The 22,919-nt window shown below is 62.5% G+C and carries 20 protein-coding genes; 9 read left to right on the forward strand and 11 right to left on the reverse strand.

Annotated elements, in window-relative coordinates:
* Positions 1 to 224: 224 nt before the first annotated feature.
* Positions 225 to 1,178, forward strand: a complete 954-nt coding sequence (locus tag KZJ38_RS10800; RefSeq protein WP_219800023.1) for a glycosyltransferase family 2 protein — start codon at positions 225 to 227, stop codon at positions 1,176 to 1,178.
* Here KZJ38_RS10800 and KZJ38_RS10805 read toward each other — a convergent pair.
* Entirely contained in the window at positions 1,175 to 1,852 is a 678-nt protein-coding gene (locus KZJ38_RS10805) for a phosphoribosyltransferase (RefSeq protein WP_219800024.1), read from the reverse strand. The genes KZJ38_RS10800 and KZJ38_RS10805 overlap by 4 nt on opposite strands.
* A 345-nt stretch (positions 1,853 to 2,197) precedes the next feature.
* On the opposite strand from KZJ38_RS10805, the gene KZJ38_RS10810 reads away from it, so the two are divergent.
* Positions 2,198 to 2,479 carry a DUF6723 family protein gene (locus KZJ38_RS10810; protein ID WP_219800025.1) on the forward strand — a complete coding sequence of 94 codons (282 nt, stop codon included), beginning with the start codon at positions 2,198 to 2,200 and terminating at the stop codon, positions 2,477 to 2,479.
* A 91-nt stretch (positions 2,480 to 2,570) separates the two neighbouring features.
* Here the strand turns inward: KZJ38_RS10810 and KZJ38_RS10815 are convergent, their stop codons facing one another.
* On the reverse strand, positions 2,571 to 3,962 hold the full coding sequence (locus KZJ38_RS10815) for a cation:proton antiporter (protein WP_219800026.1): 1,392 nt from the start codon (positions 3,960 to 3,962) through the stop codon (positions 2,571 to 2,573).
* Between the two features lie 325 nt (positions 3,963 to 4,287).
* On the opposite strand from KZJ38_RS10815, the gene KZJ38_RS10820 reads away from it, so the two are divergent.
* Positions 4,288 to 6,369, forward strand: a complete 2,082-nt coding sequence (locus tag KZJ38_RS10820; protein WP_246641714.1) for a hybrid sensor histidine kinase/response regulator — start codon at positions 4,288 to 4,290, stop codon at positions 6,367 to 6,369.
* A gap of 203 nt (positions 6,370 to 6,572) precedes the next feature.
* On the forward strand, positions 6,573 to 6,860 hold the full coding sequence (locus tag KZJ38_RS10825; protein WP_219800027.1) for a hypothetical protein: 288 nt from the start codon (positions 6,573 to 6,575) through the stop codon (positions 6,858 to 6,860).
* A gap of 31 nt (positions 6,861 to 6,891) precedes the next feature.
* Here KZJ38_RS10825 and KZJ38_RS10830 read toward each other — a convergent pair whose 3' ends face one another.
* From KZJ38_RS10830 to KZJ38_RS10840, 3 genes are all read right to left on the reverse strand, one after another.
* Positions 6,892 to 7,791: a heme-binding protein gene (locus KZJ38_RS10830; RefSeq protein ID WP_219800028.1), complete on the reverse strand. Its 900-nt coding sequence runs from the start codon at positions 7,789 to 7,791 to the stop codon at positions 6,892 to 6,894.
* A gap of 569 nt (positions 7,792 to 8,360) precedes the next feature.
* On the reverse strand, positions 8,361 to 8,987 hold the full coding sequence (locus KZJ38_RS10835) for a flagellar biosynthesis sigma factor (RefSeq protein WP_219800029.1): 627 nt from the start codon (positions 8,985 to 8,987) through the stop codon (positions 8,361 to 8,363).
* The gene (locus tag KZJ38_RS10840; RefSeq protein WP_219800030.1) at positions 8,984 to 9,991 is read right to left on the reverse strand and encodes a DUF2515 family protein; all 1,008 of its coding nucleotides are present in this window, start codon (positions 9,989 to 9,991) and stop codon (positions 8,984 to 8,986) included. The genes KZJ38_RS10835 and KZJ38_RS10840 overlap by 4 nt, the downstream gene beginning before the upstream one ends.
* Positions 9,992 to 10,862: 871 nt before the next feature.
* Between KZJ38_RS10840 and KZJ38_RS10845 the strand changes: the two genes are divergently transcribed.
* Together KZJ38_RS10845 and KZJ38_RS10850 are read left to right on the forward strand one after the other, a co-directional pair.
* Positions 10,863 to 11,117, forward strand: coding sequence for a hypothetical protein (locus tag KZJ38_RS10845; protein WP_219800031.1), 255 nt, complete (start codon positions 10,863 to 10,865; stop codon positions 11,115 to 11,117).
* 335 nt (positions 11,118 to 11,452) lie between these two features.
* Entirely contained in the window at positions 11,453 to 11,911 is a 459-nt protein-coding gene (locus KZJ38_RS10850; protein WP_219800032.1) for an MEKHLA domain-containing protein, read from the forward strand.
* A gap of 76 nt (positions 11,912 to 11,987) precedes the next feature.
* Here KZJ38_RS10850 and KZJ38_RS10855 read toward each other — a convergent pair whose 3' ends face one another.
* Positions 11,988 to 12,527 carry an Lrp/AsnC family transcriptional regulator gene (locus tag KZJ38_RS10855; protein ID WP_219800033.1) on the reverse strand — a complete coding sequence of 180 codons (540 nt, stop codon included), beginning with the start codon at positions 12,525 to 12,527 and terminating at the stop codon, positions 11,988 to 11,990.
* A gap of 155 nt (positions 12,528 to 12,682) precedes the next feature.
* On the opposite strand from KZJ38_RS10855, the gene mdeB reads away from it, so the two are divergent.
* Complete coding sequence (gene mdeB, locus KZJ38_RS10860; RefSeq protein WP_219800034.1) at positions 12,683 to 15,550, forward strand: alpha-ketoglutarate dehydrogenase; 2,868 nt, start codon at positions 12,683 to 12,685, stop codon at positions 15,548 to 15,550.
* A gap of 203 nt (positions 15,551 to 15,753) precedes the next feature.
* Here the strand turns inward: mdeB and KZJ38_RS10865 are convergent, their stop codons facing one another.
* The 4 genes from KZJ38_RS10865 to KZJ38_RS10880 all read right to left on the reverse strand — a co-directional run bounded on the left by KZJ38_RS10865 (position 15,754) and on the right by KZJ38_RS10880 (position 20,045).
* On the reverse strand, positions 15,754 to 16,473 hold the full coding sequence (locus tag KZJ38_RS10865; protein ID WP_219800035.1) for a J domain-containing protein: 720 nt from the start codon (positions 16,471 to 16,473) through the stop codon (positions 15,754 to 15,756).
* Positions 16,474 to 16,762: 289 nt separating this feature from the next.
* Positions 16,763 to 17,458 (reverse strand): hypothetical protein, encoded by a 696-nt coding sequence (locus KZJ38_RS10870; RefSeq protein ID WP_219800036.1) that lies wholly within the window; start codon positions 17,456 to 17,458, stop codon positions 16,763 to 16,765.
* A 318-nt stretch (positions 17,459 to 17,776) separates the two neighbouring features.
* On the reverse strand, positions 17,777 to 18,220 hold the full coding sequence (locus tag KZJ38_RS10875; protein ID WP_219800037.1) for a hypothetical protein: 444 nt from the start codon (positions 18,218 to 18,220) through the stop codon (positions 17,777 to 17,779).
* 73 nt (positions 18,221 to 18,293) lie between these two features.
* Positions 18,294 to 20,045, reverse strand: a complete 1,752-nt coding sequence (locus KZJ38_RS10880; protein WP_246641715.1) for a cholesterol oxidase substrate-binding domain-containing protein — start codon at positions 20,043 to 20,045, stop codon at positions 18,294 to 18,296.
* Positions 20,046 to 20,522: 477 nt separating this feature from the next.
* On the opposite strand from KZJ38_RS10880, the gene KZJ38_RS10885 reads away from it, so the two are divergent.
* Positions 20,523 to 21,020: a nuclear transport factor 2 family protein gene (locus KZJ38_RS10885; RefSeq protein WP_219795924.1), complete on the forward strand. Its 498-nt coding sequence runs from the start codon at positions 20,523 to 20,525 to the stop codon at positions 21,018 to 21,020.
* A gap of 29 nt (positions 21,021 to 21,049) precedes the next feature.
* Here KZJ38_RS10885 and KZJ38_RS10890 read toward each other — a convergent pair whose 3' ends face one another.
* The gene (locus KZJ38_RS10890; protein ID WP_219795925.1) at positions 21,050 to 21,619 is read right to left on the reverse strand and encodes a cytochrome b; all 570 of its coding nucleotides are present in this window, start codon (positions 21,617 to 21,619) and stop codon (positions 21,050 to 21,052) included.
* 345 nt (positions 21,620 to 21,964) lie between these two features.
* Between KZJ38_RS10890 and KZJ38_RS10895 the strand changes: the two genes are divergently transcribed.
* Positions 21,965 to 22,714, forward strand: coding sequence for an acetolactate decarboxylase (locus KZJ38_RS10895; RefSeq protein ID WP_219795926.1), 750 nt, complete (start codon positions 21,965 to 21,967; stop codon positions 22,712 to 22,714).
* The last annotated feature ends 205 nt before the right edge of the window (positions 22,715 to 22,919 follow it).

Raw genomic sequence — 22,919 nt, forward strand, 5'->3', positions numbered from 1 at the left:
CAGCGGGGCAGGAAGCGGGGAGCGCCGCGCAAGGCGTCCCGGCAATGACACGCCGAGATTAGTTTATGGAAAAAATAAATCGACCCATCAAAGAAAAATTAAACAAATTGTTGCTTGCGTTGACGCACTTCCATGCGCGAATCATACTCAGCCACGCTGATATATATGGCGTAACCGCCATTCAGCCTGAACAACGGCATGACGAAGCATAGGGGGTCGCATTCATGACAACAGGAATCAAGGTTTCGATTTGCCTGCCGACCTACCAGCGCCCGGAGCTGATCGCGCAATGCCTCGATTCATGCCTGTCGCAGACGCACACGAACATCGAGGTGCTGATCGGCGACGATTCGAAAGACGATCGCACCCGGGCGCTGATCGCTTCGCAGTACGCGGCGGATCCGCGCGTGCGCTACTTCAGGAACACGCCGTCGCTCGGACAGGCGCGCAATGTCGATAGTCTCTTCACGCATGCGACCGGCGACAAGATCCTGCTGATTCACGACGACGATTTCCTCGCCGAAAACGCGGTCGAACGGATGCTGTCGGCCTGGCGTGCGCATCCCCAGGTTCAGGTTGCGTTCGGCGATCAGTATGTGACCGATTCGCGCGGCACGGTGCTTCCGGCCGCCAGCGCGCATCTGAATCGCGCCTATCACCGCACGCGCGATGTGGCGGGACTGCAGCAGCAGCCGGGGCGCACCGGGCTCGTGCAGATGTTCCCGAATAACGGCTGGATGGGCGATGCGGATCTCGTCAAGCGCATCGGTTACCGGGAACAGAACGGCGTCGCCTGCGACTACGTGTTTGGCACCGAGATCTGTCTCGCAGCAAAGGGCGTGTATTACCTGAACGAGTACGTGTCGTACAACCGCCGCACGGAAGTGTCGATTACCACGTCGACGCGCACCTCGACGAGCGCGTCGACGCTCGTCGCGTACAACTTTCTCATGGCGCTAACATTGCCGCCGCAACTCGAACCGGCGCGCCGGATTGCGCTACGACGCATGGTGCCGATCGTCGTGTCGATTCATGCGCGAAATCACGCGCCGCTGGAAAGCCTCAAGATCGCGCTTTCGCATCTGTCCGCGTACAACTACGGCTTTAGCCGGCGGCTTTACTTTCATCTGCTAATCATGGCGAAAGCGTTGCTGACGCAACGTAAAAGCGCGTTCTAGCCACACGGCGAGGTACACGGCACGCCGCGCGGGTCGGTTTTCGCAAGCAATGCGCGTACGTCGTCATCGGTGGTTTCGCTGAAGTCGGCATAGAACTGGCCGACCGCATAGAAGTTCGCCGGCGTGAGTGCGCAGACGAATTCATCCACGTCTTTTTCGAGCCTTTGCGTCGCGCCTGGCGGCGCGACCGGCAGCGCCGCGACGATTTTCGCGGGCCGGCGCGCGCGCAAGGCGCGCACCGCCGCTTTCATCGAGGCGCCGGTGGCCACGCCGTCGTCGACAACGAGCGCGACGCGGCCTTCGATTTCAACCGGCATTCGATGCTGCACGCGATACGACTGCTCGCGCCGTTCGAGTTCGGCGCGCTCGCTCGCGAGCACGCGATCGAAGGCGGTCTGCGGCAAACCGATCTCGCGCACGAGCGCTTCGTCGACATAGAGCGCGCCGCCCGATGCGATCGCGCCCATCGCGAGTTCGGGCTGCCACGGCACGCCGAGCTTGCGGACCACGAGCACGTCGAGCGCGACGCCGAGCGTACGTGCGACTTCATAGGCGACCGGGACGCCGCCGCGCGGCAGCGCGAGCACGACCACGTCATTGCGCTGCGCATAGGCGTCGAGCAGACCCGCGAGTGTGCGGCCGGCCTCGGCGCGATCGGTAAATGCACGTTCCATGATGCTGTGCTCCCGTCGCTGCGGTGATTGACAGTGTGCCACGCCGCCCGGGCGCTGCGATCAGCCTGGCCGTCACGCGTTGCAAACATAGGCGACCGATGTAACTTTTCGCGCAAGCCCGCCGCCGCTCGCCCGAGCGCGATACGGACGGTGGTCCGGCCGGCGCGCATGTCCCGTCACGCTTGTCTGGTGCGGCGCATCCGGCGATCCCGGCGCGTTGCCGCGCGAATCCGCTTATTGCCAGCGGCCGCGTACGCGATACGGGCACATCGCTTGCGGTCCGTTTGCAAAGCCCTTTCTGCTGGCGGGGGACGCCGGCGTGCGTATTGGATGCGGAGCGGCAACATGACGAGGCCACGAATGATTTTCCCCAAGTCGCGAGACACTGCGACTTCGCGTGCCGAATCGGAAACGGATTATGAGATCTATGCAACCTATCGGCGGACGACGGAAGGCGCTTTCGTCGGACTGCTGAAAGTCGTGCGCAAGACCGACGGCCGGCTGCTGTTTCCGTTCGCCGGCGCGCCCGATATCGGCCCGTTCGACAGCGGCCGGGAGGCGCGCGATGCGGCGCGGCGCTATGGCGAAAACGTCGTGACCGGCGATCTGCAGAATCCCGAAGCATAGGCAGTACGCGTCGAGTCACACTCGGGGGCGCAAAACCGTCGCGCGTTGCGACTCGTTGCGAGTGCAGGTTCGTCGCTGTGCCCGCAACGCATCACGGTTCGCGCGGCGCGCGCAGATACCGTTCGAGCAGCAGCGTCGCCGACACACCGTGCAGCAGCACCGACCCGACGATCGCGGCCATGACGACCGCCAGCGCCGCGTCCTGCGCGACGCGCCGCAGGTGTTCGATGGCAAACAGCAGGTAGTAGAACGCGCCGACACCGCGTATGCCGAGCCATCCGGCAAGAAACCGCTGCGGCCAGGTCGCGCTCGAACCGGCAAGCGCGACGAGCGTGCAAAGCGGCCGCACGACAAACAGCAGCGCAAGCGCAGGCCAGATAGCGTGCCATTGCAGCAATTCGCGCCAATGCGCGGACACGACGCTGCCGATCAGCAGCATCAGCACGAGCTCGACGGTCTGCTCGATCTCGACCGCAAACGCCATCATCGATTCCGCGACATAGGCATGTGCGAGTTCCGGTGTGCGCGCGGCCTTGTCGCGCTCGCCGTGCTCGACCTTTTCGAGCGCGGCGGTGGGCGCCGTGTGCTTGCCGGTTGCGCGTAGTTCCTGATGGCGCAGCGCGACGCCGGCGACGAATACCGCCACGAACGCATAGCCGTGCAGCAGTTGCGCGGCGCCATAGCACGCTGACATGAGCCCGAGCGCGAGAAAGCCTTCGACGCCGAGTGCGAGATCGAACCGCAGCCGCAGGCGCGTCACCAGCGCGACGACGCCCGCGCCGAGCACCCAGCCGATGGCGAGCGCGCTGACGACGCCCCAGGCGACGCTCGCCGCGAAGCCCGTAAAGCTGAGGATCTGACCGTTCGCGTTGCCGCTGTGCGCGCCGCCGAGGATGACGCCGGCGAGGTCGATGCCCGTCACGCCGGTCATGCCGCCGACTTCGACGCCGCATAGCGCGAGGCCGAGCAGCATGAATGGCCACGCGGCGCCGTCGTTGCAGCCGCCTTCGCCCGATAGCGCGAAGCGCAGCGGCTCCGAATCGCCAGCTGCGCGCGGGCGCAATTCGTTGGCGAGCACCGGATCGGTCGGCGCGAGCGCGGCTGCGACGATCAGCGCGAGGCCGGGCGCGAGCCCAAGCCCGTAATAGCCGATCGCGGTCATCGCGGCGATCGTCAGCAGCATCGCGCCGACGCCGAGGCGCAACGGCAGCCGCCACAGCCGGTCGCGCAGCGGCACGCGCAGATGCATGCCGATCGCAAACAGCGAGATGACGAGTCCGGCCTCGGTGACGATGCGCAGCACCGACGCGCCGCTCGTGACGTCGAATGTCAGTAGGCCCGTGCCCGTCGGGCCGAGCACGAAGCCGACCGCCAGATAGACCATCGCGCCCGTCATCGGCAGGTGTGCGATCAGCTTGCGCGCGAGCGCCATCGCGATCAACAGGGCGCCGATGATCAGATACCACGTCGCTTCGATGGTCATGAGTGCGTGGGGCCTCGTGCGAAATGCCCTTTTAGCTTCCCGTCAGTTAGATAAGAATGGTGTGAGTGCTGCAAGCAAGGGCCGTACCGCTTGCGTGTAACTTGCTTGCAAATTGCGTGCAACTGGCGCGCATACCGCGCTGCAAAGCAGAACGAGGCAAGGCGAGGAGAGGGCGAGTGCGTGCCGACCGGCGTGTCCGGACATTGATGACTCAAACGACTGACGAATATGTCGTTTGCCGGAAACAAGGTTCGCATTCTTCAAAAACCGGATCGGGTTCGCGTGATATCTTCCGCAACTTGACGCAACATCGCATGACACACGCTTGAACACGACAATAGCGCCCGAAGCCGGGCCATATGCGGATCTCGCAGTACATATTCGCTTCAAGCGCTGGCGCATTACCCGCCGCTGGCTGCGCGCGGTCCGCTCCGACCCGTCGATCGAACCGGCGGACCGGCTGACGAACCGGCAACTGATCGACCTGCTCCCGCAACTTTATGGCGAGATCTGCTCCGCGCTGACCGCGGTGCCGAATTCCGCGCTCAATGCGCGGATCGATTTCGATGCGCGCCAGTATGCGCGCAAGCGCTGGCTGCACGGCTACCAGCTCGACGAGCTGTATCGCGAACTCGATCTGCTGCAGGTCAGCGTGCAACATGTGGTGCGCGAATATTTCGCGAACACGCTGTCGCCGCGCACCGAGCAGGCCGGCGCACACCAGATCATCGAAAGCTTTTTCAGCGCGACGATCCACGGCGCGATCCGCCAGCTGCTCGACGAGCAGAACCAGCGGATCGGCGCATCGCTGCGCGAGCGCGACCGGGCGCTCGCCGCGCGTCAGGAAAGCGACGAGCGGCTGCGTATCGCGGCGGGCGCGGCGGGCCTCGGCATCTTCGAATGGAATGCGGTGACGCGCTCGGGCGTCTGGGAAAACGCGCGCATGTATGAAATTACCGGGCAGCCGATCGACGCCGGGCCGCTCACGACCGAAGATTTCATGCGCGATTTCATGCATCCGGACGATGGCGCCGGATTCGTCGAACGCTATACGGCCGACGAGCAGGCGCACCGGCCGTTCCATACGGTGTTTCGCGCATTTCGTATCGGCGACCGCGCGCTGCGTGTGCTCGAAATGCACGGACGTTTTCGCTACGACGTGCATGGCGTGCTGTATTCGTTTGTCGGCACGCTCGCCGATATCACCGCGCGCGCCAATGCGCAGGAAGCGCTGAAGGAAGCGGACCGGCGCAAGGATGTGTTTCTCGCGACGCTGGCGCACGAACTGCGCAATCCGCTTGCGCCGATCCGCAACGCCGCACATGTGCTCAAGCAGGACAGCGAAGATCTGCCGCCGAAAATCCGCTGGGTGCAGGCGGTGCTCGAGCGGCAAAGCCACCACCTCTCGCATCTGATCGACGATCTGCTCGACGTGTCGCGCATCACGACGGGCCGCATCAATCTGAAGCGCGAAGTGCTCGACCTGCGCGACGCGATCGGCCGCGCGATGGAAATCAACGGGCCGGCCGCGGAGCAGCGCCGCCACCGCATTTTTCTGAACACGCGCGCCACACCGATTCCGGTCGACGGCGATCGCACGCGGCTCACGCAAATCCTCTCGAATCTCGTCGATAACGCAATCAAGTACACGGACGACGGCGGCGAGATTCATATCCGCGCGGAAGTCGTGAACGGCCGCGCGCGCGTCGCGGTGAAGGACAGCGGCATCGGCGTCGCGGCCACTGAGCTGCCGGCGCTGTTCGACCTGTTCATGCAGGCGACGCCGCCCGCGGGCCGCGCGCGCGATGGCCTCGGGATTGGCCTCTTCGTGGCGCGCAAGCTGATCGACATGCATGGCGGCACGATCTCGGTGGCCAGCGACGGCGTTGGCAAGGGCTGCGAATTTTCGATCACGCTGCCGCTCGCGATCGCACCGATGCCGGCCGCGGCGCCAGCCGATATGCCGCTGGCCGACGAACGCTACGCGGACGGCGGCCGCTACACAGATGACGCGTATGCCGAGGCGACTCGACGGCGCCTGCGTATCCTGATTGTCGACGACAATCGCGACGCGGCCGAGTCGCTTGCCCTCGTGCTCGATATGCACGACACGCGCACGGCGGCCGATGGTCCGTCAGCGCTCGCGCTTGCCGAGCAGTTCGATCCCGATGTCGCGTTGCTCGATATCGCGCTGCCGGGCATGAGCGGGCACGAGATTGCGCGGCATCTCGCGGCGAAATCGCAGCGCGTGTGCCCGGTGCTGATCGCGTTGACGGGCTTTAGTCAGCCCGAGGATTTCGCGCGCTCGCGTGCGTCGGGCTTTGCGCATCACCTCGTGAAGCCGGTGAACCCCGATGCGTTGATCGAGTTGATGCGTACGATTGCGCGGACGCGGCAAGGGCAGTGAAGGGTTGTGAAGCCGCGCAGCGTGGCATCCGAAGTTCCGAACAACGACACGTTGCACGTGATTTGCCGCGCGCTCACGGGAATGGGTATTGCATCGCTGGGGTACGCGTATTCGTTAACGCGCGTTAATACTCGTTAATACCCATTAGTGCGCGTCAATGCATCCTGATGCGCGCCGATGCGTTTTTCGTGAGGAGCAACGCCATGACACGAGCCTCGAGCACGCCGCCGTCGCGAACCCAGTCGCACGCGCGGCCAAACAGGCAGCCCAACGTGAAGCCCAACGATCCGGCAAACACGATGGATGAGCCGGGCGGACCGGAAGCGCCGCTCGCCGAACAGGAGGCTGAAGAAATTGCACGCGCGGCGGCCAAACGTACGCGCGAGGAAGGCTCGCGCGACCGTTCGCGCGAGCCGGCACGGCACGACGAGATCGATCCGGATTTCAAGCCGCCGATCACACCGGATCCGTCGGGCGACAATGAAGGTTAGACCCTCGACCGCCTTGCTTATTGCCCGAAGCTTATTGCCTGAATAGCGTCGCCACCGAAATATGCGGCCAGTCGATGCCGAGGAAGTTCAGCGTCACGATTTGGGAATACTGCAGAAGCTGAAACGGGTGACCCTTATCGGGCTGCACGGTCTCGATCCAGAACGTCGCTTCGATGGCCGTGGCTGCCGCGTTGTTGTTCGTCGTGTTCTGCAGGAACGGAATGTTGAGCACGCCGCCCGCGGTCTTGCTCGAAATGCTGAGCACGGTGGTGGCCGTCATATGTTCGATAAACGGCTGGATTGCATCGGCGAGCACGACATTCGGGTTCTTCACCGCGTCCTTGTTCGTGATGCGCGCGGGCAGGGTGGCGGTGGTCAGCGGTTCGAGATAGTTGCTCGAGAGCGCGGCGCCGGCCGGATTGCGTTGCGGCGTCGAATCGAGCGTGGCGAATTTCGGCTTGCCGTCCTGCGATTCGAAGGCCTTGCCTTGCGCGAGAATCGACGAGCCGTGAGGGATCGAGCCTTGTCGCACGATCGAGGGGTCTTCCTTCGGAATCGCGCTCGACGGGACGTTGAGCCAGAAGCCGTTTTCGATGTGCAACGGCTCGTGCGAATCGACATCGTTGATTCGTTGCAGATAGCGCAGGCCGAAGAGGGTGATGTCGGGTTGGCCAGTGGTGGGGGCGGCTTGCGATTCCGAGCCGCGGTTCGGGACGTGGGCGCCGATCGGTTCGAGTTCGAGTGTTTCGTGGGTGGCCGAGAGCAACACGCGGAATGGTTTCGGGCCCGTGCTCGGGGGCGTTGAATCGAAGTCGGGGAGCGAGATCAGGTTGAAGCCGCGGCCGGACCAGCGGCCGGATAGGTCGGCCAGTAGGCCGAGTTGCTCGACTTGTTCCTGTAATGAGGGGCCGGGGCGGAAGCGGGTCAGCATGCGGGATTCTCCTTCGGGGATGTGGGGGCCGTGGGGCGGGTGCGCGTTGCGCGTTCGCCGTATGCGTGGTCGCCATGCGATGCGAGTGAGTGCGCTCAGGGCGCATCGTTGGCTTCACTGTTTAACATCCGTTTGGATGGGGATATTCCCGGGGTGTGGGTTTTTGTGGTTTGGCTGGTTTTTGGTTTTTTTGGTCTGCCTTGCCCGACGTGGGCATCCGCGATTCGCCTCGCGGCGCAAGCGTTGCCCCTGTGCGGGGCGGCACCTACTTTTCTTTGTCTTGCCAAAGAAAAGTAGGCAAAAGAAAGGCGCCTCGGGTCCTAAGCGGGAACCCCGCACAGTAAAGATAGTGGTGCGCGGACCCACTGACCCATCGCACCACTTTCCCCAGTGACAAGGCGCTCATTCATCCCGCTCCGCGTGCTACGCACGCGTCTCGGTTGGGCATAAAGAGGCGCGGGACGCGAATGACTTCGCGTGCGTCGCAGTGGCGCAGTCTTCCTGTGCTGGTTGTTCTCGTTTCCTGATCGGTGTCCGGATGACGAAGTTTTTCTGTCGGATGGCGCCGTCTATTTTTCCGGCTGGATCTCCGTCAATGGCGGGCCGCTCAGTTCCAGCGTAACGAGGTAGCGCTCGTCGACCGGCCGATTTTCATGAACGAATCGGCGGATATCCAACGTCACCTGGTATTTTCCGGCAACCTGCCAGACGCTGTGCGGATCATCGCCACGCCGGATCCTCTCTACCATCGCGGGCGTGTTGCTGATCGGTGCGAAGCCGCTCGACCGGATCGGATGCCAGCCGCGCCGGCCTAACTGCTGCTGCAAATCAAGGGCGATTGCCATGGCCTCTGCAAGAGGTAGCGTCTGCGTTTGTGGCGAAAGGGTGACGATCGACACATCGCCATGCTGACTCGTATAAATACTCAGCAACCGGGCCACCGGCGTAACAAACCCATGCTCCGGGTCGCTGAAACGCAAGGAAGCGGGCCGCGCGACGCGTAGATCAATCGAGTTTTCGTCCGTCGCGACTGGTAACGTCGACCGCGATTGCAGTCGCACCTTTTCATAAGGTTCGCCGAGCCTCACCACCACGACATCGGGAGGACGCGTCACCGTATAGACGCCCCAGACGGCCACGGAGCCCATCAATAAGACGGCGAAATACCGAAGCCATTTTCGACGGAGCGTATTCATCTTGGCGGTGCAATCAGACGATGGGAATTTTCCACGGAATGTCGCTCAATCGGATCTTGCAACAGATTATGGAACCGCTCCGCTGCGCGCATGACGAACGCCATTCTCTGATTAGGATCGGCCAGGTTTGCGAGAGGCTGCTTGCTGAAGATTTCGATTTGTGCGTTTGCTCCTGCCACCGTGCACTGATTCGCTAGCGTGAGCTGAATTTCTCGCGCGGATCCGGTCGGAATGTTCAATGCCCATGCAAACTGGTTTGCGCGCATGAGCATCTCGAATCCGGAGTCGTCGTACATGGCCGGTTGAAGGATGTTGATCTGCTCATGTCGGGCCAGAAGTCTAACGCTCTCGGTGACATTGCCGGCGTCGATCGACCGGAAACCCTGTCTGACTTCGGCCCGTATTGCGGCGAATGGAACGCGATTAGCGATGGGCCAGATAACCGAGCCGCGAAGTTGAGCTCTTTCCTCAAGGCACTGCTCGAAGCGCGCAAGCCCGAACTCCTTATAGAGCATATGCAGCGGCCAAATATCGAGAAATAGTGACATGTTTCCCTTTACCAGCATCCGATAAGCGTTCAGTGCGCTTTCTCCCGAAATCTGGTTTGGTATGGGCATGCGCGGCGACGCATAGGGCGATAGCCGCTCAAGCGGCAAACTGCCTCGTTCCCACTCTTGATAGGCGTCGCGTTGCCGATTCGATTTGTTGATCATTTCGGCCGCGTGAAGCAGGCCACAGCCGACCTGCTTCGATGCGAAGGCGGCCAGTCCAGCCCATTCAAAGCGGCGGTCGTCGAGCCACAAGCCCGCGTAGGCCGCATTGATCCTGCGGTTGCGCGCAATGGGATCTTCGACGGCCACAATCGTTTCGGCCAGCTTCTGGTAGTGACGCCAGTAATCGACGCACTTCTGTCGATCGTCTTCAACCCGCTTTTTTGCAGCGGCTTCTTCTTCGCGCCAGTTCGGATAGCACACAGGACAGCGGGGATTGTCGCATTTGGTCATTGTTTATTCGCGTTTTCGAGCGTAGCGAGGCGCCGCGTGATGAGGGTACGTGCGGATAGAGAAAGGAGGATAACTAATTGGCTATCTCATAAAAAATTTCTTCATTGGGGATGCGGAGGGCATGGAGTTATGGGAAAGGGGCCATGGTCATGGTTTCGCGTTTTTTTTGGTTTGCCTTGCCCGGCGTGGGCATCCGCGATTCGCCTCGCGGCGCTGGCGTTGCCCCTGTGCGGGGCGGCACCTACTTTTCTTTGTCTTGCCAAAGAAAAGTAGGCAAAAGAAAGGCGCTTCGGGTGCTAAGCGGGAACCCCGCACAGTAAAGGTAGTGGTGCGCGGACCCACTGACCCTTCGCACCACATACCCCAGTGACAAGGCGCTCATTCATCCCGCTCCGCGCGCTACGCGCGCCTCTCGGTTGGGCACAACACCTTCTTTTAAGGCTCGTTGTGATGCGCTGTTTCCCTACGTATTTTTGCTGAATCTCGGGCTGGCGCGTTTTAGCCAGGGCGGTTGATCTCTCAAAAAACGGTCCGCCTATACTGGCCTGGCCGTCGAAACAGCGACGGCCGGGTTGGGAAACCCGCTCACCAGAAACCGCACGGCGCCTGCTTCGCAGGCCCTGCGCTTGCCATCGCCTCCGCGTCAATGGGCGGGCCGTGGTGAGGGAGCCGAGAGGCTCGCCGGTCTGTTGCTGGTGCCGGTTTTCCCACCTCATCACTGTGCCCGCTCACCTTCTCCAATCAGGTACTCCGGGTCTCGCTCCAAGGAGGCGCTATGTCGAATCAAATCACGCTCGAAGCTCTTCAATCGCTAACTCACGATCAGATCGCAAGACGCCTTGTCCTGCTCAACCGCGTCAACGCAACCGCGATGGAGAACGCCGAACGCTTTAGCGATCAAGCCGCAAAAATCGCCGCCCTCGCGCGCGCGATCCGCCGCGCCGGCGTGTCACTCATCGATCGCGTCGCCATGCTCGAAACCATCGAACAACTCGCCACCCTCGCTGAATCGGAAGCCGCTCTCGATAGAAACTGCATCGAATACTTCTGCGACTGCCCGCCCGATCAGTGGGACTGCATCGAATATCAACTCAACAACGAATCCGATCCAGTAACGAAACACTAGCGCTTCAGCCAACGGGAACCAACCAGTAACTCAGCAATAGAGGTCGGACCGGCAACCACGCATCCGCCTGCCGGAAGTGATCGTGTCGGTCTGCCATTTCGTGTTGCGTCTGCTGCACTCGTTCCGGTCAACGTGCATTGAAGTCAGAAGTAGTGCGCTACATATCGCGCAGATACGTAATCTCAACAAGTGCTGTAACGTTCGCGCGCGCGAACGCGAAATGGCTTCGCCTGCCTCGCTGCAACGCGAGCAACGCTACGCTAGTATGAAGACCGATGCGCACTTTGCTTCGCAACTTCGCGCTTACCTGTTCGTATCTCATACCCGCACGCGCCATGACTTCCCTCGCCACCGATCCCGCTTTCGCCTCGCTCCTCACCGACACCTATCAACGCCTCGTCGGCAAACCACTGGTTCCACATGATGTCCCCGCCGCCGACCTCGCGCGATGGCTCTACGAAGACGCGCCGTTCGTCGTGCTCTCCCACAACACCGACGCCGACCCGCGCTTCGTGTACGCCAACCGCACCGCGCAACGCTGCTTCGAGTACAACTGGGATGAGTTCGTCACGCTTCAGTCACGGCTCTCCGCCGAACAGCCCAATCGCGAAGAACGCGCGCGTCTGCTCGACGATGTCCGCACCAAAGGCTTCTCCGCCGACTATCGCGGTCAACGCATCGCCAAGTCCGGACGCCGCTTCTGGATCGAAAAAGCCATCGTCTGGAATCTAGTCGATCAAGACGGCAACTACCGCGGTCAGGCCGCCACGTTCGCCGATTGGGTCGATGTTTGACGCGAACGTCAAACGCAACCTCAACCCAAGCCTCAACCGCGAAGCACAAAGGACGAGAACGAACGGCGAAGCCGTCTCACGCGTCGTTTTCGTCTTCCCGCCCATGCAGCGTCAGCCCGCCCGCCGGCAACGGCAGCGCCGTCTTGTAGCGCACCTGCTTCAACGCGAAGCTCGATCGGATGTTTGACACGCCTGGTATCTTTGTCAGGTGATCGACAATAAACCGCTCGAGCGCCTGAATATCCGGCATCACGACCCGCAGCAAATAGTCCGCGTCGCCCGTCATCAGATAACACTCCATCACCTCCGGCCGCTCATCGATCGCCTGTTCGAAGCGCCGCAGCCCGTCTTCGACCTGCTTTTCCAGACTCACCTGAATAAACACGTTGATCTGCAAACCCAGCACCTCCGGGTTCAGCAGCGTGACCTGCTGCTTGAAAAGCCCAAGCTTGTCGAGCGCCCGCACCCGGTTAAAACACGGCGTCGCCGACAGGTTCACCGCGCGCGCCAGCTCCGAATTCGTAATGCGCGCGTTCTGCTGCAGCTCGTTCAGGATGCCGATATCGATGCGGTCGAGTCGGCGGGACGTGACGTTGGGGCGATTGGGCGTGGTCATAGTGTGTTTATTCCGGTTGTGGCGCGAGTTTAAGAATAAATACACTATCCAAATCCGAAAACGCAAGCAAATGAGACGCACATTTTGTGGGCTCCCCGCTAACATGTTCCTCATCCCGATGAACCATCGATCGGCAACCGGATGTGGAGTGTGCGATGACGGACTTGTCCAATGGCAATGAGCAACTGCGGCGGCTCAACGAAGACGCCGACCCGCAGGAAACCACCGAATGGCTCGATGCGCTGCAAGGCGTACTCGAACACGCCGGCAAGGACCGCGCACAGTTCCTGTTCGATCGTCTCGCCGAACACGCGCGCTCGCTCGGCGTGCAATCCGCCCGCACGCGCTTTACGCCCTACCAGAACACGATCGCGCTCGAACAGCAGGGCCGCTATCCGGGCAATGTCGAACTCGAGGAAAAACTCGCGGCCGCCTTGCGCTGGAACGCGCTCGCGATGGTGGTGCGCGCCAACAAGGCGTATGGCGAACTGGGCGGCCATATCGCCAGCTACGCGTCGGCGGCCGATCTGTTCGAAGTCGGCTTTAACCACTTCTTTCGCGCATCGGCGGCCCATATCGAAGGCGCTGCCGACGGAAAAAGCGAAGGGAACAGCGAAGCAAACCGCGACGGAAGCGGCGGCGACCTCGTCTACTTCCAGCCGCATTCGTCGCCGGGCGTCTACGCGCGCGCGTTCCTCGAAGGCTTTCTCGACGAACAGCACTTGCGTCACTATCGCCGCGAAATCGCAGGCCCCGGCCTCTGTTCGTATCCGCATCCGTGGCTGATGCCTGATTTCTGGCAGTTTCCGACCGGCTCGATGGGCATCGGTCCGATCAACTCAATCTACCAGGCGCGCTTCATGCGCTATCTGCAAAACCGCGGTCTCGCGCAAACCGACGGACGCACCGTCTGGGGCTTTTTCGGCGACGGCGAGATGGACGAGCCCGAATCGATCGGCGCGCTCTCGCTCGCCGCGCGCGAAGGGCTCGACAATCTCGTGTTCGTCATCAACTGCAATTTGCAGCGGCTCGATGGACCCGTGCGCAGCAACGGCCGCATCGTCGACGAACTCGAAGCGCAGTTCAACGGCGCGGGCTGGAATGTGATCAAGGTGCTGTGGGGCTCCGACTGGGATGCGCTGTTCGAGCGCGATAAAAGCGGCGCGTTGCTGCGCGCGTTCGCAGAGACCGTCGACGGCCAGTTCCAGACCTTTTCGGCGAACGACGGCGCCTACAACCGCGCGCATTTCTTCGGGCAGAATCCGGCGCTCGCGGCGCTCGTCGAGCAGATGATCGACGACGATATCGATCGCCTGCGCCGCGGCGGCCACGATGCGCGCAAGCTGTTTGCCGCGTATCAGCAGGCGCGCCGTCATCGCGGCCAGCCAACCGTGATTCTCGCGAAGACCATGAAGGGCTTCGGCATGGGCGCGGTCGGGCAGGGCCGCATGACGACGCATCAGCAGAAAAAGCTCGGCGTCGACGAACTGAAGGCATTCCGCGACCGCTTCCGTCTGCCGCTCTCCGATGACGATGTCGAGCAGCTGAAGTTTTACAAGCCCGCCGCGGACAGCCCCGAAATGCAATACCTGCACGCGCGCCGCGAATCGCTCGGCGGTTATCTGCCGCGCCGCCGCCGTACCGCGACGCAAGGGCTCGCGGTGCCTGCGGTGCAGGACTGGGCGCAATTCGCGCTCGACTCGAACGACCGCGAAATCTCGACGACGATGGCGCTCGTGCGCATGCTCACCGCGCTGCTGAAAGACCGCGCGCTCGGACCGCGGATCGTGCCGATCGTCGCCGATGAAGCGCGTACCTTCGGCATGGCGAACATGTTCCGCCAGGTCGGTATCTATTCGCCGCTTGGGCAGCTCTACGAGCCTGAGGATCTCGGCTCGATGCTCTATTACCGCGAAGATACGAAAGGGCAGATTCTCGAAGAAGGCATCTCGGAAGCGGGCGCGGTGTCGTCGTGGATCGCGGCGGCGACGTCGTACAGCGTGCACGATCTGCCGATGCTGCCGTTCTACATCTACTACTCGATGTTCGGCTTCCAGCGCATTGGCGACCTGATCTGGGCCGCGGCCGATCAACGCGCGCGCGGCTTCCTGATCGGCGCGACAGCGGGCAAGACGACGCTCGGCGGCGAAGGGCTGCAGCATCAGGACGGCACGAGTCATCTGGCCGCATCGACCATTCCGAACTGCCGCGCGTACGATCCGGCCTTCGCTTATGAAGTGGCGGCGATCGTCGATGCGGGGATGCACGAGATGGTCGACGCGCAGCGCGACGTGTTCTATTACGTGACCGTCACCAACGAAAACTATGTGCAGCCGTCGGTGCCGGCCGCGACGTTCGATGCGTTGCGCGAGCCGATTCTGAAGGGGATGTACCGGTTGCCCGCGGCCGCTTCCGCTTCCATTTCCGGCGCCGATCGGGATCATGATCGCGATCCTGATCTTGCGCACACGACGCAGCAGAAAAGCGCGCGCGTGCAGCTGCTCGGCTCCGGCGCGATTCTGCGCGAGGCGATCGCCGCGCGGCAAATGCTTGCCGACGACTGGCAGATCGACGCCGCGGTATGGAGCGTGACGAGCTTCACCGAACTGCAGCGCGACGGCATGGAAGCGGAGCGGCAGGCGCGCAACAGCGGCACCGCGCCCGGCACATCGAACGACGCGCCCATCCCGTATGTGACGGCCGCGCTCGACGCAACGGAAGGTCCCGTGATTGCAGCGACCGATTACGTGCGAGCGGTGCCCGAGCTGATTCGCGCCTACGTGCCCCGTCGCTATGTGACGCTCGGCACCGATGGCTTCGGCCGCAGCGACACGCGCAGCGCGCTGCGAGCGTTCTTCGAAGTGGACCGCGTGTCGATCGTGATCGCCGCGCTCAATGCGCTGGCCGATGACGGCGACATCGACCGCGGCATTGTGCGCGAAGCGATTGCGCGTTATCGCGGCGAAGCGGATGGCGGGCAGGGTGGTGGCGATGCGGCGCAGGTCGCGCCGTGGCGACGCTAAGGGCTCACGACAATGTTCGCGCTATCACGTTTCGTCATACGGTTGGCTGGCGGGAAGCGGCGGTGCCGTCTTGCGAGCATGGCAAGCGCCGCGACCCGGCGTGACTAAACATGACCAGGCGCGACTAAACGAGACCGAACGTGACTAAACGGGGCCGAACGATGACAGGGCGCCGCGTTGCAGCGCAACGCGCGCGCCCGTCCTTACGAGCGCACGCCGAAGAAGCTATGCCACAACGAATCGAAGAAGCCTGACGGCTTTTTGCCGTGCGCGTCGGTCTTGTTGCCGCCTGCCGCCGTGCGCGGCGCGGTGCTTGTGGTCGCGGTGTACGCGCGCGGGGAGGGTCGTTTCTTGCGCGTAGCCGCCGCGGCGCGTGCCGCGCCGACCCGCGCCTGCTGCAGCGCCCAGACGCTGTCGGCAATGCGCGCCGCGACCTCGGGCGGGCATTCGCGGCCGAGCAGCACGCCTAACAGCACATCGCGGTTATGGCCTTGTTCGGCGAAGCGCATCGCAAAGCTCACGCGCTCCTGGTACTTCGCTTCGGCCGCGATCTGCTCGGCGCGTTCGCGCCTTGCCCGTTCGGACCTTTCGCGCTCGCGCTGCTGCTGTTGCTGCTGCGCGTGCTGCTGATGCGCATGCTGCCGATGCTCGTGATGTTGCCGCTGCTGTTCGTGACGGCGTTGCTGCTGCGTTTGCCAGCGATGCATTTCGGTCGCATAGACCGAGTCGTAGACCTTGCGCTTGTCCGGATTGGAGAGGATCTCGTACGCATCCTTGATTTCGAGGAAGGTCGCGCGAGCGGCTTCTTCGTTGCCGGCATTGCGGTCGGGGTGCCACTTCATCGCGGCCTTGCGATAGGCGCGTTTGATTTCGGCGGCGCTCGCGTCTTCCGCTACGCCTAGCTTTGTGTATAGGGTTGCCATGTCGGGTCGATGCTCGATACGGTTCCGGGCATCGTAGCATGGACGGCATGCCTGCCGCGTGGGCGGGCGTACATGGCGTGGCGGGAAAGGAACACGGGAACACGCCGCGGCGCGTGCCGCGGGCCGGTTTGCCGGTAGACGCGTGCAATTGTGGGCGGCAACGAACGAAGCTGCTTGCGCGTCGAGGTAACGTGTCGCGTGACTGGATACGTCGATCTCTGTGTGCATGCCGGGCGGTTAGCCCGGCATGCACACAGTTAGAAGCGGCAATGCATAACGCGCAGAGCGCTTACGCGGCCTGCCTGTTTCCGAGGCCGAGCATATCGAGGAAAAACTTCGGTCCGATAATGGCGGCGAACGACATCGACTTCCCGGAAGACAACGCCCCCGAAGACAACGCCTCCGAGGATGGCAACTCGCCGAAGCCGCGGCCCAGATTCCATGCGCCGCTAGCCGCGCTCGAATAGCCGAGGCTACCGAACTGTCCTTCGCCAGTGCCGTAGCCAGCACCGTAGCCGTAGCCGCCCGAGCTGCTGACTTGCGTCGTCGTTTTCGTCACGGTGCCGTCCGGGCTGACGCTGGTGCTTGTGCTAGTGGCCGTCTTGCCGTCGCCGCCATAGCCGCTATACAAACCGTTGGCGCCGTATGTATTGCCCGTGCCGTAGCTGCCGTAACCGCCTTGGCCGCCGTAGGCGCCGCAGCCACCGTGGCCACCCTTGTGCTCACAGCCGCCACGTGTGCGGCCCGCCGTCCAGTCGCTCGCGTTCGTGTTCGTGTTGGTGTTTGTGTTGCCGCCCCCGCTCGCGGCCACGTTCGAGTTGGCGTTGGCGTTCACGTTGATGTTGATGTTCGTATTTTTGGAGCCTGAGGATTTCTCCGTGCCGCCGAGCAATGCGCCGATCAGGCCCGTGGCGCTCCTGACCTCAGTGTGGGCTGCGCCGGCGAAGTCGCCCTTTAAAGCTTGCCCTATTGCTGCAATACACATAATGGTTGTTCCTTAAGATGTGGATACCAGATTTCCCGTCTGGCCGGGTGTTGGCCGGCGCATGCGATCGGCATGCCCGGTCAAAATCTGCCTGCGCGCATGCGCTACCGTGAACAGCTGAACAGGCTGACGCGACGCTCAGCGCGCAGTGCACCTGCGGCCGGATGTCGAGGTCCGGCCGCTCACGCTCATGCCGCTTGCGGGCGGCCGGTGCATGCGCAACACCGTGGCAGTGAAACTTCGGGTTCACTGCCGTTGGCGGTCGACGTTGCCTGCGACCTGTTCCAGGTAGCGACCGGTTCGGTGTCTTTGTTGCGATCAGTACTCTCCTTCGCGCTGTTCCCTTTCGAAGTGCGTTTCGACCTTGCCGGTGTCGCCGAGCATATGAGCGAGCATTTCGCCGCCTTTCGACAAGAGGTGGCCGATAAAGAAATCGGGTATGAAGTGAATCAATTGACCGATCGGGCCCATCTTGCTCAGCGTTTCCCCGACAACCTTCAAGGCAGGGTTGTCCAGCATCTCGTTGGCACGGTTAATCGCGTCGGTCATTTGCGTATTCGACTTACCGGCCGCTTTTGGCGCGGTCTTTTCGTTGTTACCTTGGCTTCCGCTTGCGTCTTCACTTTTGCTCACGCTGACGCTATAGCCGTAGTTGTACGTTTGGTTGTTTGAAACACCTGAGAGCACAATGGCCTCCTTGTCGTTGAATGCGCCAGATGTCCCGTCTGGCCGGGTATCGTTGGCGCAAATGGCCGCCACCAAAAGGGATTTGAGCAGGATTAAGCGGGATCAAGCGCGCGAGTTCGCGCCGCGCGCATGCCGATACGCACCGTCGTCACGGCAACAGCCGCTCGAGCAGCGGCGACGTAAAAATCCGCTGCGGGTCGTATCGGTTCAGCACCGCACGCGCGGCGTCCCATCTGCCGCCGGCCGGCTGCCCTTCGCTAAACGCAGCGGGAATCGCCGAGCCGATCAGCGGCATGTCCTGCCACGCAGCGCCGTCGGTATACGCCCAGCCCTTCGACCACTCGGGCCGCACCGTCGCATACGAGCCGGCGTAGTTCGACAGCATCCATTGCTCAATCTCGCGGTAGAAGCGATTCGCGCCGGGCGTACCGGGCATCGTCAGGATGTCGAAGTAGACCGCGATATTCCAGTCCGGCCGGTCGGGACGCGGCCGCAGCGGCGAGAGCAGCGGTGCGGCTGCGCCGCTGCCAGCGTCGGCCGGCTGGTCGAGGCCCGTCACGCGAATCTCGACGGGCCCGTTCATCGGGTACTCGCCACGCGCGCGATAGACGTCGACGCGGTTCTGGTAGAACTGCACGAATTCCGCGATCACGCGTTGCACGTCGCTGCGCCGTGCCAGCACCGCGTAGCCGTTCGCGGTCACGCGCAGCGTGGACGGCCGGATGTACTGCAGCACGTTGCGCGACCAGCCCCAGATATCCGACGAGAACGTCAGCGCGAGCCCGGCGCTGACGATCGACATCTGGGTTTGCCCGAACAGCGGCGTCAGCTGGCATTCACCGCGCGTGACAATGCGCTTGATAAGGTCCGAGACCGGCTGCGTAATCGAGTCGGAGAACGGATAGTTGAACGGCTGGTTCACCGTGCGCGAGAAAAGCGGTTTTACCGGTTGCACGGTCCAGACCTTGAGCCACGGGCACGTGGTGAACGGAAACCAGATCACTTCCATACGGCCCGACTGATCGAGAAACGACGCGACCGTGCGACCGCGCGATCCACCCGCGGCGAACAGCTCCGAGGCGGGAATATCGACAAAGCTCTGGCAGCGCAGCCGCTGGTTCGTGCCGGCTTCAAGCGTCACCTCGACAATCAGCGCGCGGCCGACATGCACAAGGAACGCCCCGATTTCCGGGTCGCTGCGCGTGAAGGTTCGCAGCACGTATTGCTGCTTGCCCGCATCGAACACGACGGCGGTCAGCGAGAGAATCAGATTGCTTAGCGAGCCGTACGTATGGCCCGGCAATTGCGTTTCACGCGCGGCCGGAATCGCGGTGCCATGCCCCCCGATCGCGAGCGCGCCACCGAGTGTGATGTCGCCGGGCGCCGGACACGCCGTGACGCCGAGGCCATGCGTCTCGAGCTTCGCCAGCAGCGTTTCGAGCGATACGCCTGTTTGCGCGGTGACGCGCGCCGGCCGCGATGAGGTATCGACCCATACCTTCGTAAGCGACTTCGTCATGTCGAGCAGCACGACCTGCTGGGCCGCGTTGCCTGCTTCGAGCGTCAGCGGCGACCAGTTGTGCATATAGCCGCGCGGGCGCACGCGATAACCGCTCGCGCGTGCCCAGTTGACGATCGTCGCGACGTCGGCGGGCGTCTCGGGCGCCGCGGTCCACACATTCGCGACCGCAATTTCGCCGCTCCAGTTCTGAAATGCCTGGCGATACAGCGTGATGCCGGCGGGAAAGCCCGGCGGCGTCGTGCCCGCACCTTGTGCATGCGCCGCGATCTGATAGATCGGCGTCCATCCGCCGACGACGCCGGCCGCGGCCAGCCGGGCCATGTCGGCGATAAAGGTGCGGCGAGGCGTAACGGATGTGTTCGGGTGGTATTGGGCCATGTTCTGTTGGAATTGCCTGTAGTTCGATCGATTAAGACGTAGGAGCCGAATGCTTCGCATGCCGGGCCCGCACAACGGCGCGCGGCGCGACGTGCCGGGCTGTTGGACGTCGCGGATACATGCTAGGGATCCGTCTGTATCGATGGTCATGACTATCCATCGCGACGCGCGCGGCGGGCGTGGTGTGCGGGCGCGCGGGCGCGCGAAGCACGCCGAAGTACCCCGAAGCATGCGTTCGGTCGGTGTTACTGGAATACGGCTCTCGCTTCGCGTGTTTTCGGTAGCGGAGGCACTTTGCAGTACGAGCGGGCAGTCAAGCTGCGCGCGAGCGCCCGTTCGAGCCTCCCTTATTCGAAGCTCACCGGTTCAACGCCGGGCGCTTATTTCAGGCGCTTTTGCCAGGCGCTTATTCCACGATTCGAAGCCTCATCGGCACGAGGCAAAACGGCTTACACAGTCAAGCAAAGGGCAAAAACAATGAACGATCTGCAGACGCCTTGCGCCGGCAGCGCGAGTCGTGCCGACAGCGTGGACGCGATTTTGTCGCGCCGCTCGACGACCGAAAGTTATGAGGAGCGATGCCAGTACGCGCTCGACCTGGTCTGCGTTTACCTGCAGGAGGAGAATGCGCAACGGCTCGATCAATGCCTGCGCCTTTGCGCATTCGATGCGGTGTGGGAAGCGCCGTTGCGCAATGTCAGCTACGACGGGCTCAGCGCAATCAGCGCGAACTATCAGAAGTTCTTTCGCAACGTGCGCGATTTGCGTTTTGCGTTGCTCGAGCAGTTTGCGACGCCCGAGCGCGTATTCGTCGATTCGTGCGTGAGCTTTACGATGACCGGCGACGCCTTCGATAAAAGTCCGCTGCCGGTCGGCGCGCATGCGCGCGTGCGGCGCCTCAACACCTTTCATATTGCAGACGGGTTGATTCGCCGCGTCACCGGCTACGAGATCTGGGAACAGGATGCCGCGTGAAGTGCGCCGGCGCGGTCAGCCGTTCGCCGTCAATCGTCCTTAGAGGCCTTTAGCATGCGCGTAAGCGTCGCGTCCTTGAACACCGTGTGATGCACGATCGCGGCAAGCGCATGCAAACCGATCAGCCAGAATGCTGTGTTGCCAATCAGAAAGTGTGCGTCGTGCAGAAACTGATGCGCGACCGGATCTTTCGCGAAGAGCCGCAGTTGCACGCTGGTGCCAGCCAGTTGAACGGCGCTGCCGCTGGTATTGACCATCGCAATGCCCAGCAGCGGTTGCACGAAGATAAGCAGATACAGCGCGAGATGCACGGCCCGCGCGAGAAAGAGCTGCACGCGGCTATGCGGCAACTCGCGCGGCGTACCGTGCCACAGCATCCATAACACGCGCAGCACCGAAAGACACAGCACGATCGTGCCGGCCCACATGTGGATGCCGGTCCAGAACACGCGGCTGGCGGAACCTTTAGGTCCGCGTATTTCGATGGCTAGAAGGCCGATAGCAATGGCGAGCGCAGTGGCCCAATGAAAGAAGATCGCGAGCCGCGACCACGAAGCGGAGATGGAGGAGGAGCGGGTAGCGCTTTCGGATACGAGCATAGTGGCGTAATGAACAGAACAATGGAAAAGAAGCGGAAAAGAAGCGGAAAAGAAGCGGAGAAGAAGCGGAAAGAAAGCAGTAAAGAAGCAGAAAAAGCGGAGAAGAGCGCAAGCTGAATGACGCAAAAAGAAAACGCAGCAACACGGGCGCTTATTCCTGGTTCGCATCGGCATTGCCGGACTGTTTTGTAATGCTTTGTGTCGGCATGCTTTATCACGGCGCACGCGCGTCCCTTAACCCGCGGCACACCCATTTCGTGCCGCGTTGAAATTTTCGTGGCCCGCGAAAAGATCATCTGAATACGCGAAGGCACACTGGCCCATCCTTGCCGATACGAGGGCGCAATGGACCAGCAGACTCCCGATGGGAAGCCGCCGGCCGATCAGCCGGTTCATACGGTATTCCAGGTATCGACCGCCGGCGCGCTCGTTGCGGGCCGCTCCGGCGGTGCGGTCAGCACCGCGGCTATCCTGCAGCATGGCGACTTCGGTCTCGGCACGTTCGCGGCGCTCGAGGGCGAGATGATCGTGCTCGATGGGCGCGTCTACCGGGCGAATGGCGATGGCGATGTGCGCGAGGCGGAACGCGACGCGCTGGCGCCGTTCGCGGTCGTCACCCGTTTCGAGCCCGATATCGACACGACGATTGCCGCGGCATCGACATTGCGGCGCCTTTACGAGCTATGCGACCTCGCGCGCGTCTCGAACAACCTGTTGTTCGCCGTGCGGCTCGATGGCCGCTTCGATAGCGTGCTCACGCGGGCAGTGCCGCCGCAGCAGCAGGACAGGCACTTCGTTGACGCCGCAAACGTGCGGCACGCGCTTACGTTTAACGATGTCGACGGCACGCTGGTCGGCATCTGGTCGCCGGGCGTGTCGAGCGCGCTTTGCGAGCCCAGCTATCATTTTTATTTCTTATCGCAGGATCGCACCAAAGGGGGGCATCTGGTCGAATGCGCAAGCCGTGAACTGCGCCTGAGATTAGGGAAGCTGACCGGCTTTCATGTTGCACTGCCGTCAGACGGAACGCTTTCGAAACGCGGCATGAACGGTCACGCAAATAATGAATGCTTGTACGCCGCGCGATCTCCATGAGAAACGCAAAACCTGCACGAGTCGTCGTTCGACTGCCGTGTCAACCATAGGCGCCTTGCGATGGTTAAAGAGCCACGCATTCCTTGAAGCGTCAAGCAAAACAGTTTTATTTTGTATTCGTTGAAAACCACGCGGGCGCGGGGCAGTGTGTCCGCTGTGGCGCAATACAGCCGTCACGCTTTTACGTATTGCCGCTCGCGATATT

Origin of the sequence: Paraburkholderia edwinii, from assembly GCF_019428685.1 — a bacterium.
In the GTDB taxonomy this organism is placed as follows: Bacteria; Pseudomonadota; Gammaproteobacteria; order Burkholderiales; family Burkholderiaceae; genus Paraburkholderia; species Paraburkholderia edwinii.